The sequence below is a fragment of the Thermosulfurimonas sp. F29 genome (genome assembly GCF_019688735.1).
Classification (GTDB): domain Bacteria; phylum Desulfobacterota; class Thermodesulfobacteria; order Thermodesulfobacteriales; family Thermodesulfobacteriaceae; genus Thermosulfurimonas_A.
The window spans coordinates 445,890-459,698 of record NZ_JAIFYA010000003.1; the positions used below are offsets into that span (position 1 = coordinate 445,890).

The following is a 13,809-nucleotide window of genomic DNA, read 5'->3' on the forward strand; positions in this document are numbered from 1 at the left end:
ATGGCGCGTAAGAAGATCACCATAGATCCCGTTACCCGAATCGAGGGGCACCTGCGCATCGATGTGGAGGTGGAGGGAGGCCGGGTGCGGGAGGCCTGGGCCTCGGCCCAGATGTGGCGGGGCATCGAGGTTATCCTTAGGGGGAGGGATCCTAGAGATGCCTGGGCCTTCACCCAGCGGTTCTGCGGGGTCTGCACCACCGTGCACGCCATCGCCTCGGTGCGGGCCGTGGAAAACGCCCTTCAGATGGAAATCCCCCTTAACGCTCAATATGTGCGGAACATCATTCTCTGCGCCCACGCCCTCCACGACCACATCGTGCACTTCTATCACCTTTCGGCCCTGGACTGGGTGGATGTGGTCTCGGCGCTCAAGGCCGACCCGGTAAAGACCGCCCGCCTGGCCCAGAGCCTCTCGGACTGGCCCGGAAACAGCGTGACCCTATTCCGGGAGGTCAAAAAGAGACTCGAGAAGTTCGTGGCCAGCGGGCAGCTCGGCCCCTTCAGCACCGGCTACTGGGGGCACCCGGCCATGAAGCTCCCGCCGGAGGTGAACCTCCTCGCCGTGGCGCACTATCTACAGGCCCTGGATTATCAGTACAAGGCCAACCAAGTGGTGGCCATTTTCGGGGGCAAGACCCCGCACATCCAGACGGTAATCGTGGGAGGAGTGGCTCTGGCCATCAATCCGGAAAACGAGGCCACCCTCAACATGGAACGCCTGGCCTGGGCCCGGGAACTCCTTCTCCGGGTCCGGGACTTCGTGCACCGGGTCTACTTTGTGGATGCGGTGGCCCTTGCGGCTCTTTATTCCGAATGGTTCAAGATCGGAGCGGGGGTGACCAATTATTTGGCCGTGCCCGACCTCCCCTTAGATACCCGGGGCACCAGGTTTGATCTGCCGGGGGGAACGATCTTTAACGGGGATCTCAACTCGGTTAAACCCATCGGTAGCTTCAACGACCCCTACTTCCGGGACAATGTGGCCGAGAGCATTACCCATTCCTGGTACGACGGGGACTGGACCCGCCACCCCTGGCAGGAGGACACCGTCCCCCGGTATACCGGCTTTGAGGAAAAGGGCAAGTACTCCTGGGCCAAGGCCCCGCGTTTTACCGGAGAGCCCATGCAGGTGGGGCCCCTGGCGCAGGTGCTGGTGGGCTACGCCCTGGGGCACAAGGAGATCAAAAAGTGGACCGACGAGGCCCTGAAGAGGATCTCGTCCATCTCCGGGAAAAGGATCACCATCAAAGATTTTCATTCCACCATGGGACGGCAGGTGGCCCGGGCCATCCGGGCCGCGGTGCTGGCGGACCTGGCCCTCAAACACCTGGACCTCCTCATGCAGAACATCGCCCACGGAAACCTCGAGATCTATCCCTACCGCAAACCCCCGACCTTCCCCAAAGGAGAGATTATGGGGTTCGGGTTTCACGAAGCCCCCCGGGGAGCGCTTTCGCACTGGGTGGTCATAGATAACGGGAAGATCAGGAACTACCAGGCGGTGGTGCCCTCCACCTGGAATGTGAGCCCCAGGTGTCAGCTGGGCAAACGCGGCCCCTACGAGGCCAGCCTCTTAGGCAATCCGGTGGCCGTGCCGGAAAAACCGCTGGAGGTCCTGCGGACCATCCACTCCTTCGATCCCTGCATCGCCTGTGCGGTGCATGTACTGGACCCGGCCCGCAGGGAGATCGTAAGGGTAAAGGCCCTTTAAAGGGGGGATAACCATGAAAAGGGAGAAGAGGCTTTACCGTCGGGTTTTCGTCTGGAGCTGGGCCCTGCGGCTTTTCCACTGGGCTTTTGCCTTATCGTGTGCGGTCCTCCTTCTCACCGGAATCTACATCCACTATCCACCCATCACCACCAAGTGGGCGGAATTCAAACCCCAGCATCTCATGGCCACGCTGCGTTACTATCACTTCGCCGCGGCCTATGTCTTTATGGCCGCTCTTGCGGTGAGGATTTACCTCCTCTTTTTCGGAAACCGCTACGAGCGGGCTACCGACTTTCTGCCCGTCAATCGCCGCAATCTGCGTTCCTTCTGGCAGTCCCTCAAGTTCTACCTGTACCTCACCGACGAACACGAATGGCGCATGGGACACACGGTGCTGGCCGGAACCATTTACTTCCTGCTGTTTCTCGCGGCCATAACGATGTCCCTTACGGGACTTTACATGCTCTATCCGGATGTCTCCTGGATCGACCGGATGGGAGTGGCCCTTTTCGGTTCCATGCAGATGGCCCGTTTTATCCACTACATCCTTCACTGGTGCTTCATCTTCTTCGTGATCGTGCACCTCTACATCGCCATCTGGAACGACTTCAAGGCGCCCGAGGCCATCATTTCCGGGGCCTTTTCCGGCTCCAAGTTCATGCCGGCCGATGTAGAGGAGGACTAGACTTTAATGAAGGGAAAGGCCCTGGTGGTAGGGGTGGGCAACCTCCTGCTGAAGGACGAGGGATTCGGGGTACATGTGGTGCGGGAGCTGGAGAACCGCTACGCCCTTCCTCCGGAGCTCGAAGTGGTGGACGGAGGCTGTCTGGGGCTTTCCCTTATAGATTACCTGCGAGACAAGGATCTGGCCGTGGTGGTGGATGTGGTGGCGGAATCGGCTCCGGCGGGGACCCTCCTCGTCTTTGACGAGGAGGGGCTGAGTCGCTTTGAGGTGCTCAGGCCGCGTTCCATGCACGATTTCGGCCTGGTGGAGGCCCTCAGGTTTGCGGAGTTTGCCGGTGTTTTTCCGCGCAAGTTGCGGGTGCTGGCGGCCGTGCCCCGGGATCTATCCCCCGGTCTGGGGCTATCCCCTCCGTTGAGGGAAGCCCTGGATCGGGCCCTGGAGTGGCTCGAAGCGGAGCTGAACCGGGAGGGAATTCCTTTGCGGAGGCGGGAGGCGTGTGCGTAGGGGTGCCCATGCGCCTTAAGGAAATCGATTATCCGGTGGGGGTGGCCGAGGCCGAGGGAGTGGAAATGCCCGTGTACCTCCACCTGATTCCCGAGGAGGAGCTGGCCCCCGGCGACTGGGTGATCGTCCATGTGGGATTCGCCATCCAGAAGATCCGTCCGGAGGAGGCCCGGGAGACCTGGAGACTCCTGCGGGAGATAGAGGAAACCGTAGGCCATGCATGAGGCCGGTCTTGCGGCGGCGCTTGCGGAGGAGCTCCTGGAAATCGCACGGCGGGAGGGGGGACGGATCCTGAGATTTTCGGTGGAAATAGGGGCCCTTTCCGGGGTGGACCCCGAGGCCTTTCGGCTGGCCTACGAGGCCCTGCGGGAGACGGTGGAGGAGTTGAGGGAGACCGAGATGCAGCTGGTGTTGGTGCCGGGACGCTTCCGGTGTCAGCGATGTGGAAGGGAGTTCGAGGGGGATTACTTTGCCGTGTGTCCGGGATGCGGAGACCCGGGCAAGAGCGTTCTTTCCGGTGAGGAATTGCTGTTGAGGGAGGTGGAACTGGATGTGTGAGACCTGCGGCTGCGGGGAGCGTACCCTGCGCCTCGAGGTTTCCCGGGAGCTACTTGCCGGGAACGAGGAAGCAGCCCGGCGTAACCGGGAGTGGTTTGAGCGTCTGGGGGTACGGGTGATCAATCTGGTGGGGTCTCCCGGTGCCGGCAAGACCTCCCTCATCGAGGCCACGGTGCACGCCCTTTCGGGCCGGAGGATGGCCGTCATCGAGGGTGATCCGGAGACGCGGCGCGACGCCGAAAGGCTTTCCAGGCTGGGATTGCCGGTGGCGGCGGTGACCACGGGGGGAATATGCCACCTCGACGCCCGAATGGTGCACCGGGCCTTTCACGATCTCGTGGAGCACTCCCCGGAGCTGGTCTTCATCGAAAATGTGGGCAACCTCCTGTGTCCCGCCGACTTTCATCTGGGCGAACACCTCACCGTGGTGGTGCTCTCGGTCACCGAGGGAGAGGACAAACCGGAAAAGTATCCTCAGGCCTTCCGGCGGGCCCGGGCCCTGGTCCTTACCAAGATAGATCTCCTGCCCTATCTGGATGTGGATCCGGACCGAATCGTCGAACTCGCCCGAAGGATAAACCCGACCCTGGAGGTCTTCCCCCTTTCGGCCAGAACGGGTGAGGGGCTTGCGGCCTGGGTGAGGTTTGTCTCTTCCCTCCTATGAAGACCCTTCGCCTCCTGGTGCGAGGCCGGGTCCAGGGAGTGGGGTTTCGTCCCTTTCTGGTCCGGCTCGCGGAGGAAAGCGGCGTTTCCGGCCAGGCCCGGAATGTGCCCGAAGGGGTGGAGATCCTGGTTTCCGGGCCTCCCGGGGCGCTTTCGGATTTCCTGCGGGAGCTGCTGGCCCGAAGGCCTCCCCTCTCCCGCATCCGGGCCCTATCGGTACGGGCCCTTCCCCCGCAATCCTTCTCCGGGTTTGCCATTGCGGATAGTACCTCCGGCCCCCCCAGCACCCTCGTCCCCCCGGATGTGGCCACCTGTGCGGCGTGTCTTTCCGAGGTGCGCGATCCCTCCGACCGTCGCTTCGGCTACCCCTTCACCAACTGCACCGATTGCGGCCCCCGTTACACCGTGATCGAGGCCCTCCCCTACGACCGGGCCAGAACCTCCATGCGGGAATTCCCCATGTGCCCGGACTGCCTGCGGGAATATCGCAACCCCCGTTCCCGCCGTTTCCATGCCGAACCGAACGCCTGTCCGCGTTGCGGTCCGGGGCTCTGGATCTGTGATCGGCGGGGAACCCGGATTCCGGTGAGAAACCTGTGGGAATTCGTGGTCCGGACCCTGAGGGAGGGAGCGATCTGGGCGATAAAAGGCCTCGGTGGATTTCACCTGGTCTGTGACGCCGAGAACGAACGGGTGGTAAGGCTTCTCCGCAGGCGCAAGCGGCGGCCGACGAAACCCTTTGCGGTTATGGTGCGGGATCTCGAGACGGCCGGAGGGATTGCCGAGCTTTCTCCGGCGGAGACGGAGGTCCTGAGTTCCCCCGAGGCCCCCATCGTGCTGGCCCGAAAGGCCCGGCCTTTTCCCCTGGCCGAGGCCGTGGCTCCGGGACTTGAGTGGGTGGGGATCATGCTTCCTTACACTCCCCTCCATCACCTCCTCCTTTCCGCCTGGCCCGGGAAGGCCCTGGTCATGACCAGCGGCAATCTTTCCGAGGAACCCCTCTGTTTCGAAAACGATGAGGCTCTGCGAAGGCTATCGGAACTGGCGGACTTCTTTCTTTTTCACGACCGCCGGATCGTCAATCCGGTGGACGACTCGGTGGTGCGCTTCTGCGATTCAAGACGCATCCTTATTCGCCGGGCCCGGGGTTTTGTCCCGGAACCCCTGGAACTCCCCCGGGAAAGAACCGGCCTCCTGGGGGTGGGGGCCCTTCTCAAGAACACCTTTACCCTTACCCGGGGTGGTGAAGCCTTCCCCGGTCCGCATCTGGGAGACCTGGAAGCGCTGGCCACCCTGGAACTCTTACGGCGCACGCTCAGTCGTTATCAGGCCCTTCTTTCCGTGGAACCGGAGGTTCTGATCTCCGATCTCCATCCCGACTATCTCTCGTCGCGGTTTGCCGAGGACACGGCGTCCCGAAAAGGCCTGGCTCTCCTGAAGCTTCAGCACCACGCCGCCCACGCCTACGCCGCCCTGGGAGGCCGGGCCGGGGGGAAGGCTCTGGCCCTGGTGCTTGACGGCGCGGGGCTGGGGGCGGATGGGACCATCTGGGGCGGGGAGATCCTTTTCCTGGAAGGGCAGAGGTACCGCCGGGTGGGGGGTATCTCCCCCTTCCCCCTTCCCGGAGGGGAGGCCGCCGAGAGGGAACCCTGGCGGGTGGCCCTGGCCCTCCTTTCCGGAATTTTCGGCCCCGGGGAGGCCGTAAGAAGACTCCGGGCCCTGGCTCCGGATCTTCCGATGGAGGCCGTGGAATTGGTGGCCCTCCAGACGGAAAGGGGCCTTAACACCCCCCTCACCTCCAGCGCCGGAAGGCTCTTTGAGGCCGCGGCCGTGCTCCTGGGGCTCGGTCTGCGAAACGGCTACGAGGGAGAACTGGCCTTAAGGCTCGAAGGGCTGGCCTCGGAGATACCGGAGGAAGAATCCGGAGGTTCCGTGTCGCCGGATACCGAAAATGGCCGCATCCGGGGAACAGCCCTTATCGAGGCGGTGCTCAGGGACCTCGAGGCCGGAGTCCCCCGGAACCTGATAGCCTTCCGCTTTCACCGGAGGCTTGCCGCGGCCCTGCTGGAGACGGTGAACACCTGGGTCGAAAGGCTGGGGGTGAGGGAAGTGGCCCTTTCCGGAGGATGTTTTCAGAACGCCCTTCTCCTTAAGATGGTCGCGGAGGGACTTGAGGCCCGGGGGCTCGAGCCGATCTTTTCCGAATCGGTACCCCCGAACGACGGAGGGATCTCCTACGGTCAGGTGGTCTGGGCCAGTCTAGTCCAGGCGTTCCAGGGCCTCGGCCCATAGGTCGTAGGTAAAAGCACGGATAAAACGCACCCGTACCAGATCGCCGGGTTCCACCGGGATTCCCTTTACCACCACGGTGTGCCCGTCCACCTCCGGGGCCTGGAAACCGGCGTGGCCCACGGGCCGCCCCCGCGCGTCGTATCCGGTAACCAGCACTACATCCTCGCTTCCCACCCGCCTTTGGAGGTTTTCGCGGGAGATCTCCCGCTGGAGGGCCATAACCCGGTGCCGCCGCCTTGCCGCCTCGCGGTAGGGCACCCGGGGCTTAAACCGTGCGGCCGGGGTACCCTCCTCGGGGTAAAAGACGAAGGCTCCCAGGTGGTCGAACCGGGCCTCGGAAAGGAAGCGAAGCAGGGCCTCGAACTCCTCCTCGCCCTCCCCCGGGAAACCCACGATGACCGAAGTGCGTAGGCCGATTTCCGGACGGGCCTTACGGAACCGTCTCATAAGCTCGAGGAGCTCCTCGGATCGGTAAGGTCGACGCATTCTTTTTAAGATCTCGGGGTGGGCGTGCTGCACGGGGAGGTCCGCGTAGGGGGCCAGGCGGGACTCCTCCGCAAAGAGCTCAAGAAGTTCCGGGGTTATCCCTTCGGGATATAGATAGAGGAGGCGTAGCCTAAAGGAACCGGGCACTTCCGAAAGAAGGCGCTTTATGAGCCCTGGAAGCGTTCTTTCTCTCCGGTCAAGGCCGTAGGCGGAGACATCCTGTCCCACCAGGACGATCTCGCGCACCCCTTGAGAGACGAGCCGCCGGGCCTCCGCAAGTATGTCTTTCTCGGGGCGGCTTCGCAGGGGACCTCTTATGCGCGGTATGGAACAAAAAGAGCAGGCGTGTCGGCAACCCTCGGTGACCTTGAGGTAGGCGTAGAAGGGGCTTTCCGTTAGCACCCGTTCGATGGTCTCGGGGCCTCGAGGTTTGAGCACCAATGGCCGGGAGTCCTCCAGGAACACCTCCGGTTGTCTGAAGGCCTCGATTCCGCAGAGGATGTCCGCTTCGGGAAGGGCCTCCCGCACCTTCTCCCGGTAGCGGGCCACCAGACAGCCCACCACGGCGAGCCTTTGCCCCGGTCTTTTCCCCTCGGCGAGTTCCAGCACGGTGTCAATGGATTCCCGCACCGCGGGCCGGATGAAGGCGCAGGTGTTCACCAGAAGGAGGTCCGCCTCCTCCGGGGAAAGGACCGGCTCGGCTCCGAGTTCCACAAGCCGGGCCAGGAGTTTTTCGGTGTCGGTGCGGTTTTTGGGGCAGCCCAGACTTACGGCGTAGACCTTCAAGCCGGACTCCCGTTAACCGGAGACCCCGGGCCGGGCCTCCCGGACCTCCCGCACGCGGTTATTCTCGTCCACATGTACCAGGCGCACCCGAAAGTTCGGAAGGTCCTCCTCCGGGACCCAGGCGTAGGCCACGATAATGATCTCGTCGCCTATCTCGCCCTGCCGGGCCGCGGCGCCGTTGAGCACCACCTCCCCGGAACCCCGTTCCCCCTCGATCACATAGGTCTCGAACCGGGCCCCGTTGGCCAGGTTGTAGACCCAGACCGCCTCGAAGGGAGAAAACCCCGCGGCCTCGAGAAGCTCGGGATCCAGCGTGAGACTTCCCTCGTAGTAAAGTTCCTTTCCGGTAACCCGAACCCGATGGATCTTCCCTTTAAGAAACCGACGCAGCACGGCCTTCCCCCCATCAGGATTCCAGAACGATGTTGTCTATGAGTCGGGCCTTTCCCACAAAGACCGCAAGGGCGAGAAGCGTTCTTCCCTCGAGCCGGGACTTTTCCTCCAGGGTTTCCGGATCACGAAACTCGATGTAATCAATCCGGGTATAAGGGTGCCGGCTGATGAATTCCTCGAGTTCTTTTCTTAAGCGAGCGGCCTCTCTTTCCCCCTCCGCCACGCGTCGCCGGGCCAGCTCCAGGGCCCGGAAAAGAGACCGGGCCGATTCCCTCTCTTCCGGGCGGAGATACACATTCCGGGAACTCATGGCCAGGCCATCCGGCTCGCGCACCGTGGGATGCGGTACGATCTCCACCTCCAGGTTCAGATCCCGCACCATGCGTTGGATGACCCTGAGTTGCTGGTAGTCCTTCTCCCCGAAAACGGCCAGGTGAGGCTTCACGATGTTGAAGAGCTTGAGCACCACCGTGGTCACCCCGCGAAAGTGCCCGGGACGCCGGGCACCGCAGAGGGGTTTACTGAGCTCGGTGACCTCCACATAGGTCTGAAACCCCGGGGGATACATCTCCTCCACCGAGGGTGCGAAGAGGATGTCCACCCCCTCGGCCTCCGCCAGGCGCCGATCCCGCTCCGGATCCCGCGGATAGCGTCCGTAGTCCTCCTGGGGACCGAACTGGATGGGATTCACGAACACGGAGACCACCACCACATCGGCCAGCTCCCGGGCCTTCCGCATGAGGGCCAGGTGCCCCTCATGGAAGTATCCCATGGTGGGCACGAACCCCAGCCGTTTTCCGGCCCGGCGAAGTTCCTCGGACCGGCTCTGCATCTCCTTTACGCGCCGGATGACCTCCATTCACCATTCTCCAGCCCCGACGGTTTTCCTGAACCAAGTTTAATACCTTTCGGGGAAGCTCATCAAGGATGAAGCGTTGCAGAGCGGGGTATCCTCCGGGGAAACCCTGCAGGTCCGAATAGAGCGTATCCAGGGGATCCAGTCGCCCGTTTCCGTTGAGGTCGCGGACATAGAAAAGCGGGCGTCCGTCGGAGAGGTTCGTGCCCGCTATTTCCAGGGTCCGCAAACCGTCCCTCCGGCCGGTAACGAGAATATCCAGGGAGAGGTTCATCTCCGGAAAGGAAAGGGATAGACGCCCCTGCCAGCCCTCCGGCGAGAAGACGAGCGGCACCACCTCGGCCAGGGTCTCCACCAGCGGGCGCTTCCGGTTGTAAATAAGAATGGGGGTACCCTTCCTCACGAAACGATATAGGCGTTGCATATCCGCGTTGCGGAGAGCGATGCAGCCGTGAGTCCAGTCCCGCAGGATCTTATTTCCCTCCCTCCGGACGAGCCCACCGCCGTGAAGCCCCACCGCATAACCCAGCGGCCCCCTGATGATTCGCCCGTCGCTCCAGGCCCGCAGGTACTGCGAAAAAAGGGGATCGGAAAGACGCCCCTCCCAGTGAGCCCGCAGGATGTCCTTGAGAGCGGGATAATCCAGCTCCACAAAAAGATAGTATTTGCGGGAAGGATGCTTCTCCCGAACAAAGTAAAGCCCTTCCGGGGTGGCGAAATCCCCCCGGGAGCGCTTGGGACTTTCCGCTCCCAGCCCCAGCGAACAGGGGAAAACCCCTACCATCCGTCCGTCCTCGTAAAGCCTAACCTCCCGCCGGCTTTTTTCCACCACCACATATCGACCATAGTCATTTCCAAAACAGACCACATTAAAACAGAAAAATAAAACAATAATCATGATGAAAAATAAGTTAAACGAGTATATTATGGAATAAATTGCACCAATTTCTGATTTTACGATATTAAGGTATTTGAACTTCCCTTTCATGGAACTTATATTGTAAACTACCAGTAAAAAATTACAGGGGAGGTGTCACCATGAAGAGGAAAATTATGGCTTTAGCGATGGCGATGGTCTTTGCGGCTCCCATGGGTGCTCTGGCCAAGTCCTGCAAGGGGACCATCAAGGAGTTCGACGGCAGCACCATGGTAATTGCGATCAAGGGGAAGTGTAAGGCCAAGGCCGGCCAGGAGGTGAAGGTCAAAATCAAAAAGAAGGTGGCCGTGGAGGGTTGCTAAAGGAAAGTTGAGGGGGAGCGATGCGCCGCTCCCCCTTCTCCTTCAGGAAGTGGCCATCAGTTTCTCAAACAGGCCGTAGGCCTTTCGCAGGAAGGGGTCTTCAGCGGACAGTTCCCAGAGCGGTTTCTGATTTATTTCCAGTTCGAAGACCCTTTCGCTTTCCGGAAGGTATCCCAGAAGTTTGAGGTCTTCCCGGGCGCATACCTCGCGGACATGTTTGTCCAGGGCCTCGGGAATTTCCTCGGGGGCCCGGTTCACCAGGAGCCACTTGTGGCTCACCTGGAGCTGAAGGGGTTTCACCAGGGCGGCGATACGGGCGGCGGTGAGCACCCCCCGGGAAGAGGCGTCCGAGACCACCAGGAGGTGGTCGATTTCGGTCATGTTGAGGCGGGAGAGGTGTTCCATGCCGGCCTCGTTGTCCACCACCATGTAGGCGTAACTGCGCTCCAGTTTCTGCAGGGCCTGAGAAAGAAAGGAATGGGCGGCGCAGTAGCATCCCGGCCCCTCGGGTTGTCCCATCACCAGGAGATCGTACCCCTCGGCCTCCACCAGGGCCTCGTGGACCCGCATTTCCATGAAGTCCCCCCGGGCCATGCTCTCGGGCACGCTGGTGCGCAGTTCGTTTTTGATCTCCCCCAGGGTGGTTTCCACCTCAAGCCCCAGGAGTTCGTTCAGGTTGGCGTTGGGATCCGCATCCACGGCCAGAACCGGAGTGCGTCCGGACTCCACCAGAAACCGCACCAGAAGCGCGGCGGTGGTGGTCTTTCCCGTGCCTCCCTTTCCGGCAAGAGCCACGCGGACGGCCATCATTCCCCTCCTCGGCGTTTTCGATCCAGAAAGAGTTTGTAGGTGTAGCTTTCCACCAGGGCCTGGCAGCTGGCCTCGAGGATGTCCTCCGACACCCCCACGGTGCTCCACTGATGTTCGGAATCCCGGGAGGTAATGAGGACCCGCACCCGGGCCCCGGTCCCCGGAATGCCGGGAAGGACCCGGACCTTGTAGTCCTCGAGCTTCATCTCCCGGAGCTGGGGATAGAAACGCTCCAGGGCCTTGCGGATGGCGTGATCCAGGGCGTTCACCGGGCCGTTGCCCACCGCGGCGGTGTGTTCCACCTCGCCCACCCCCGGCGGAACCCGCACCACCACGGTGGCCTCCACCAGGGGTGAGACCTCGCGCGAGGGACGGAGGTCGAGCACCCGATAACCCAGCAGTTCGAAGTATTCCCGGGGTTCTCCCAGCAGGCGATACATGAGAAGCTCCAGCGAGGCCTCCGCCGCCTCAAACTCGTATCCCTCGGCCTCGCGTTTTTTGACCTCCTCCACGATCTTCGCCACCACCGGATCCTCGGCGGAGAGCTCCAGTCCGAACTGGCGGGCCTTGTACACGATGTTACTGCGCCCGGAAAGGTCCGACACCAGGACCCGTCGGATGTTACCCACGAGCTCGGGATTGATGTGTTCGTAGGTGCGCGGGTGGCGCAGTATGGCCGAGACATGCACCCCGCCCTTGTGGGCGAAGGCACTGCGCCCCACATAGGGGAGGTGTCTGGGGTGGGGCAGGTTGGCCACCTCGAAGACGAAACGGGAGACCTCCGTGAGCCGGGAGAGGTTTTCGCCGGCGGTGCAGGTGTAGCCCATCTTGAGCACCAGGTTGGGGATGATGGAACACAGGTTGGCGTTCCCGCAGCGTTCCCCCACGCCGTTTACGGTGCCCTGCACCTGCGAGGCCCCTTCGAGCACGGCCACCAGGCTGTTCGCCACCGCGCATTCCGAATCGTTGTGGGCGTGGATGCCGAAGGAGAGGTTGCGACCCAGCCGTTTCCTGACCTCCCGGATGATCTCGGCCACCTCGTGGGGAAGCGTCCCCCCGTTGGTGTCGCACAGCACCAGCACATCGGCTCCGGCCCCGCGGGCCCGGCGGAGGGTCTCCACCGCGTAGTCCGGATCATCCTTGAAACCGTCGAAAAAGTGCTCGGCATCGTAAAAGAGCCTTTCCACATGGGGACGCAGAAACCGCACCGAGGCCTCGATGATCTCGAGATTTCGTTCCAGGGTGGTCTTGAGGGCCTCCTTCACATGTACGGTCCAGGACTTGCCGAAGATGGTGACCACCGGGGTTTTGGCCTCCAGGAGGGCCAGGAGGTTTTCGTCCAGATGGGCCTCCTTGCGGGGATGATGGGTGCTGCCGAAGGCGGCGATCCGGGCGTGTTTGAGGTGGTAGTCCCGAATCTCCTTGAAAAACCGGGCGTCCTTGGGATTGGAACCGGGCCAGCCCCCTTCTATGTAATCGATACCCAGCTCGTCGAGCTTCAGGGCCACCCGGATCTTGTCCTCCACCGAGAGGTTGAATTCCTCGGCCTGGGTGCCGTCCCTGAGGGTGGTGTCGTAGATCTCGATGCGGCGGCTCATTTTTCCTCCTGCGGTGGTTGATCCAGTCCGAAGGCCTCGTGCAGGGCCCTTACGGCCAGCTCGGTGTACTTCTCGTCAATCACGCAGGAGACCTTGATCTCCGAGGTGGAGATCATCATGATGTTCACGCCGTGCCGGGCCAGGGTCTCGAACATCCGGGAGGCCACTCCGGCGTGCGTGCGCATCCCCGCCCCCACGATGGAGACCTTGGCGATGTCCTCGGAGCTTTCCACCTTTTCGGCCCCGATCTCCCGGGCCACCTCCTCCACGATCCTCACCGCCTCCCGCAGGGTGGTGCGGGGCACGGTGAAGGTGAGATCGGCCTTCCCGTCTGGGCGACCGGTCTGGATGATCATGTCCACCAGGATGCCCCGTTCGGCGATGGGGCCGAAGATCTTGGCCGCCACCCCCGGCACATCCGGCACGCCGTAGAGGCTGATGCGGGCCTCGTTGCGATTGTAGGTAACCCCTGAAACCAGGACCTTCTCCATGTCTTCGTCCTCCTCGGTGATGATGGTCCCCGGTGCTTCGGAAAAGGTGGAGCGGACATGCACGGGGACCTTGTAGATCATGGCGAACTCCACGGCCCGGATCTCCAGCACCTTAGCCCCGGCGCTGGCCAGCTCGAGCATCTCCTCGTAGGAGATTTTTTCGATCTTGCGGGCCCGGCTCACGATCCGGGGATCCGCGGTGTAAACCCCCTCCACATCCGTGAAGATTTCGCACAGATCGGCCCTGAGCGCCGCCGCCAGGGCCACCGCGGTGGTGTCCGAACCGCCGCGTCCCAAGGTGGTGATGTCTCCGTCTTCGGTTACCCCCTGGAAGCCGGCCACCACCGCTATTTCCCCCCGGGAAAGGGCCTCCCGAAGACGATCCGTGCGGATGTCCTGGATACGGGCCCTGGTGAAAAGCCCGTCGGTGAGAATGGGGATCTGAAACCCCAGAAAGGCCCGGGCCGCGTAACCCATGCTTTTAAGCGTGATGGCCAGAAGCGAAGCGGTGACCTGCTCCCCGGTGGCCACCAGCATGTCCAGCTCCCGTGGCGAGGGCTCCGGCGTGATCTCGTGAGCCAGCGATAAAAGACGATCCGTTTCCCCGGCCATGGCCGAGACCACCACCACCAGATCGTGCCCCTCGTCCCGGGCCCGGGCCACCCTGCGGGCCACCTTCCGAATGCGCTCGAGATCCCCTACGGAGGTACCTCCGAACTTCTGCACGATGAGCAT

15 protein-coding genes are annotated in these 13,809 nt (G+C 62.4%); 8 read left to right on the top strand and 7 right to left on the bottom strand.

What is annotated here, in order from left to right; genetic code table 11:
- The 7 genes from K3767_RS10635 to hypF are packed head-to-tail and all read left to right on the top strand — an operon-like array spanning window position 1 to window position 6,415.
- Window positions 1–1,713: a nickel-dependent hydrogenase large subunit gene (locus K3767_RS10635; RefSeq protein WP_221173559.1), complete on the top strand. Its 1,713-nt coding sequence runs from the start codon at window positions 1–3 to the stop codon at window positions 1,711–1,713.
- 13 nt (window positions 1,714–1,726) lie between these two features.
- Complete coding sequence (cybH, locus tag K3767_RS10640; protein ID WP_221173560.1) at window positions 1,727–2,398, top strand: Ni/Fe-hydrogenase, b-type cytochrome subunit; 672 nt, start codon at window positions 1,727–1,729, stop codon at window positions 2,396–2,398.
- Between the two features lie 6 nt (window positions 2,399–2,404).
- Window positions 2,405–2,902 carry a hydrogenase maturation protease gene (locus K3767_RS10645; protein WP_221173561.1) on the top strand — a complete coding sequence of 166 codons (498 nt, stop codon included), beginning with the start codon at window positions 2,405–2,407 and terminating at the stop codon, window positions 2,900–2,902.
- Window positions 2,893–3,126, top strand: coding sequence for a HypC/HybG/HupF family hydrogenase formation chaperone (locus tag K3767_RS10650; protein ID WP_221173562.1), 234 nt, complete (start codon window positions 2,893–2,895; stop codon window positions 3,124–3,126). The genes K3767_RS10645 and K3767_RS10650 overlap by 10 nt, the downstream gene beginning before the upstream one ends.
- Window positions 3,119–3,460 carry a hydrogenase maturation nickel metallochaperone HypA gene (locus tag K3767_RS10655; protein WP_221173563.1) on the top strand — a complete coding sequence of 114 codons (342 nt, stop codon included), beginning with the start codon at window positions 3,119–3,121 and terminating at the stop codon, window positions 3,458–3,460. Before K3767_RS10650 ends, K3767_RS10655 begins: the two co-directional genes overlap by 8 nt.
- Window positions 3,453–4,124, top strand: coding sequence for a hydrogenase nickel incorporation protein HypB (hypB, locus tag K3767_RS10660; RefSeq protein ID WP_221173564.1), 672 nt, complete (start codon window positions 3,453–3,455; stop codon window positions 4,122–4,124). Before K3767_RS10655 ends, hypB begins: the two co-directional genes overlap by 8 nt.
- Window positions 4,121–6,415 (top strand): carbamoyltransferase HypF, encoded by a 2,295-nt coding sequence (hypF, locus tag K3767_RS10665; RefSeq protein ID WP_221173565.1) that lies wholly within the window; start codon window positions 4,121–4,123, stop codon window positions 6,413–6,415. The genes hypB and hypF overlap by 4 nt, the downstream gene beginning before the upstream one ends.
- Here hypF and rimO read toward each other — a convergent pair.
- The 4 genes from rimO to K3767_RS10685 are packed head-to-tail and all read right to left on the bottom strand — an operon-like array spanning window position 6,383 to window position 9,834.
- The gene (gene rimO / locus K3767_RS10670; RefSeq protein ID WP_221173566.1) at window positions 6,383–7,687 is read right to left on the bottom strand and encodes a 30S ribosomal protein S12 methylthiotransferase RimO; all 1,305 of its coding nucleotides are present in this window, start codon (window positions 7,685–7,687) and stop codon (window positions 6,383–6,385) included. The two genes, hypF and rimO, sit on opposite strands and share 33 nt — an antisense overlap.
- 12 nt (window positions 7,688–7,699) lie before the next feature.
- Window positions 7,700–8,080 (bottom strand): aspartate 1-decarboxylase, encoded by a 381-nt coding sequence (panD, locus tag K3767_RS10675; RefSeq protein ID WP_221173567.1) that lies wholly within the window; start codon window positions 8,078–8,080, stop codon window positions 7,700–7,702.
- A gap of 13 nt (window positions 8,081–8,093) precedes the next feature.
- A complete protein-coding gene (panC, locus tag K3767_RS10680) occupies window positions 8,094–8,939 on the bottom strand; it encodes a pantoate--beta-alanine ligase (RefSeq protein ID WP_221173568.1) in 846 nt (281 codons plus the stop codon).
- Entirely contained in the window at window positions 8,836–9,834 is a 999-nt protein-coding gene (locus tag K3767_RS10685; RefSeq protein ID WP_221173569.1) for a murein L,D-transpeptidase family protein, read from the bottom strand. Before K3767_RS10685 ends, panC begins: the two co-directional genes overlap by 104 nt.
- A 140-nt stretch (window positions 9,835–9,974) precedes the next feature.
- Here K3767_RS10685 and K3767_RS10690 point away from each other — a divergent pair, with 140 nt between their 5' ends.
- Window positions 9,975–10,175, top strand: coding sequence for a hypothetical protein (locus tag K3767_RS10690; RefSeq protein ID WP_221173570.1), 201 nt, complete (start codon window positions 9,975–9,977; stop codon window positions 10,173–10,175).
- A 42-nt stretch (window positions 10,176–10,217) separates the two neighbouring features.
- On the opposite strand, the gene K3767_RS10695 is transcribed toward K3767_RS10690, so the two are convergent.
- From K3767_RS10695 to K3767_RS10705, 3 genes are read right to left on the bottom strand one after another with little or no spacing between them, the layout of a single operon-like run.
- Window positions 10,218–10,982: an AAA family ATPase gene (locus tag K3767_RS10695; protein ID WP_221173571.1), complete on the bottom strand. Its 765-nt coding sequence runs from the start codon at window positions 10,980–10,982 to the stop codon at window positions 10,218–10,220.
- A complete protein-coding gene (gene cimA / locus K3767_RS10700; protein ID WP_221173572.1) occupies window positions 10,982–12,583 on the bottom strand; it encodes a citramalate synthase in 1,602 nt (533 codons plus the stop codon). Before cimA ends, K3767_RS10695 begins: the two co-directional genes overlap by 1 nt.
- On the bottom strand, window positions 12,580–13,809 hold the full coding sequence (locus tag K3767_RS10705; protein WP_221173573.1) for an aspartate kinase: 1,230 nt from the start codon (window positions 13,807–13,809) through the stop codon (window positions 12,580–12,582). The genes cimA and K3767_RS10705 overlap by 4 nt, the downstream gene beginning before the upstream one ends.

Excerpts from the sequence above, each read along its gene's own strand:
- K3767_RS10635 (WP_221173559.1), top strand. The coding sequence starts at position 1 with ATGGCGCGTAAGAAGATCACCATAGATCCCGTTACCCGAATCGAGGGG.
- cybH (WP_221173560.1), top strand. The coding sequence starts at position 1,727 with ATGAAAAGGGAGAAGAGGCTTTACCGTCGGGTTTTCGTCTGGAGCTGG.
- K3767_RS10645 (WP_221173561.1), top strand. The coding sequence starts at position 2,405 with ATGAAGGGAAAGGCCCTGGTGGTAGGGGTGGGCAACCTCCTGCTGAAG.
- K3767_RS10655 (WP_221173563.1), top strand. The coding sequence starts at position 3,119 with ATGCATGAGGCCGGTCTTGCGGCGGCGCTTGCGGAGGAGCTCCTGGAA.
- hypB (WP_221173564.1), top strand. The coding sequence starts at position 3,453 with ATGTGTGAGACCTGCGGCTGCGGGGAGCGTACCCTGCGCCTCGAGGTT.
- hypF (WP_221173565.1), top strand. The coding sequence starts at position 4,121 with ATGAAGACCCTTCGCCTCCTGGTGCGAGGCCGGGTCCAGGGAGTGGGG.
- panC (WP_221173568.1), bottom strand. The coding sequence starts at position 8,939 with ATGGAGGTCATCCGGCGCGTAAAGGAGATGCAGAGCCGGTCCGAGGAA.
- K3767_RS10685 (WP_221173569.1), bottom strand. The coding sequence starts at position 9,834 with ATGATTATTGTTTTATTTTTCTGTTTTAATGTGGTCTGTTTTGGAAAT.
- K3767_RS10690 (WP_221173570.1), top strand. The coding sequence starts at position 9,975 with ATGAAGAGGAAAATTATGGCTTTAGCGATGGCGATGGTCTTTGCGGCT.
- K3767_RS10695 (WP_221173571.1), bottom strand. The coding sequence starts at position 10,982 with ATGGCCGTCCGCGTGGCTCTTGCCGGAAAGGGAGGCACGGGAAAGACC.
- cimA (WP_221173572.1), bottom strand. The coding sequence starts at position 12,583 with ATGAGCCGCCGCATCGAGATCTACGACACCACCCTCAGGGACGGCACC.
- K3767_RS10705 (WP_221173573.1), bottom strand. The coding sequence starts at position 13,809 with ATGCTCATCGTGCAGAAGTTCGGAGGTACCTCCGTAGGGGATCTCGAG.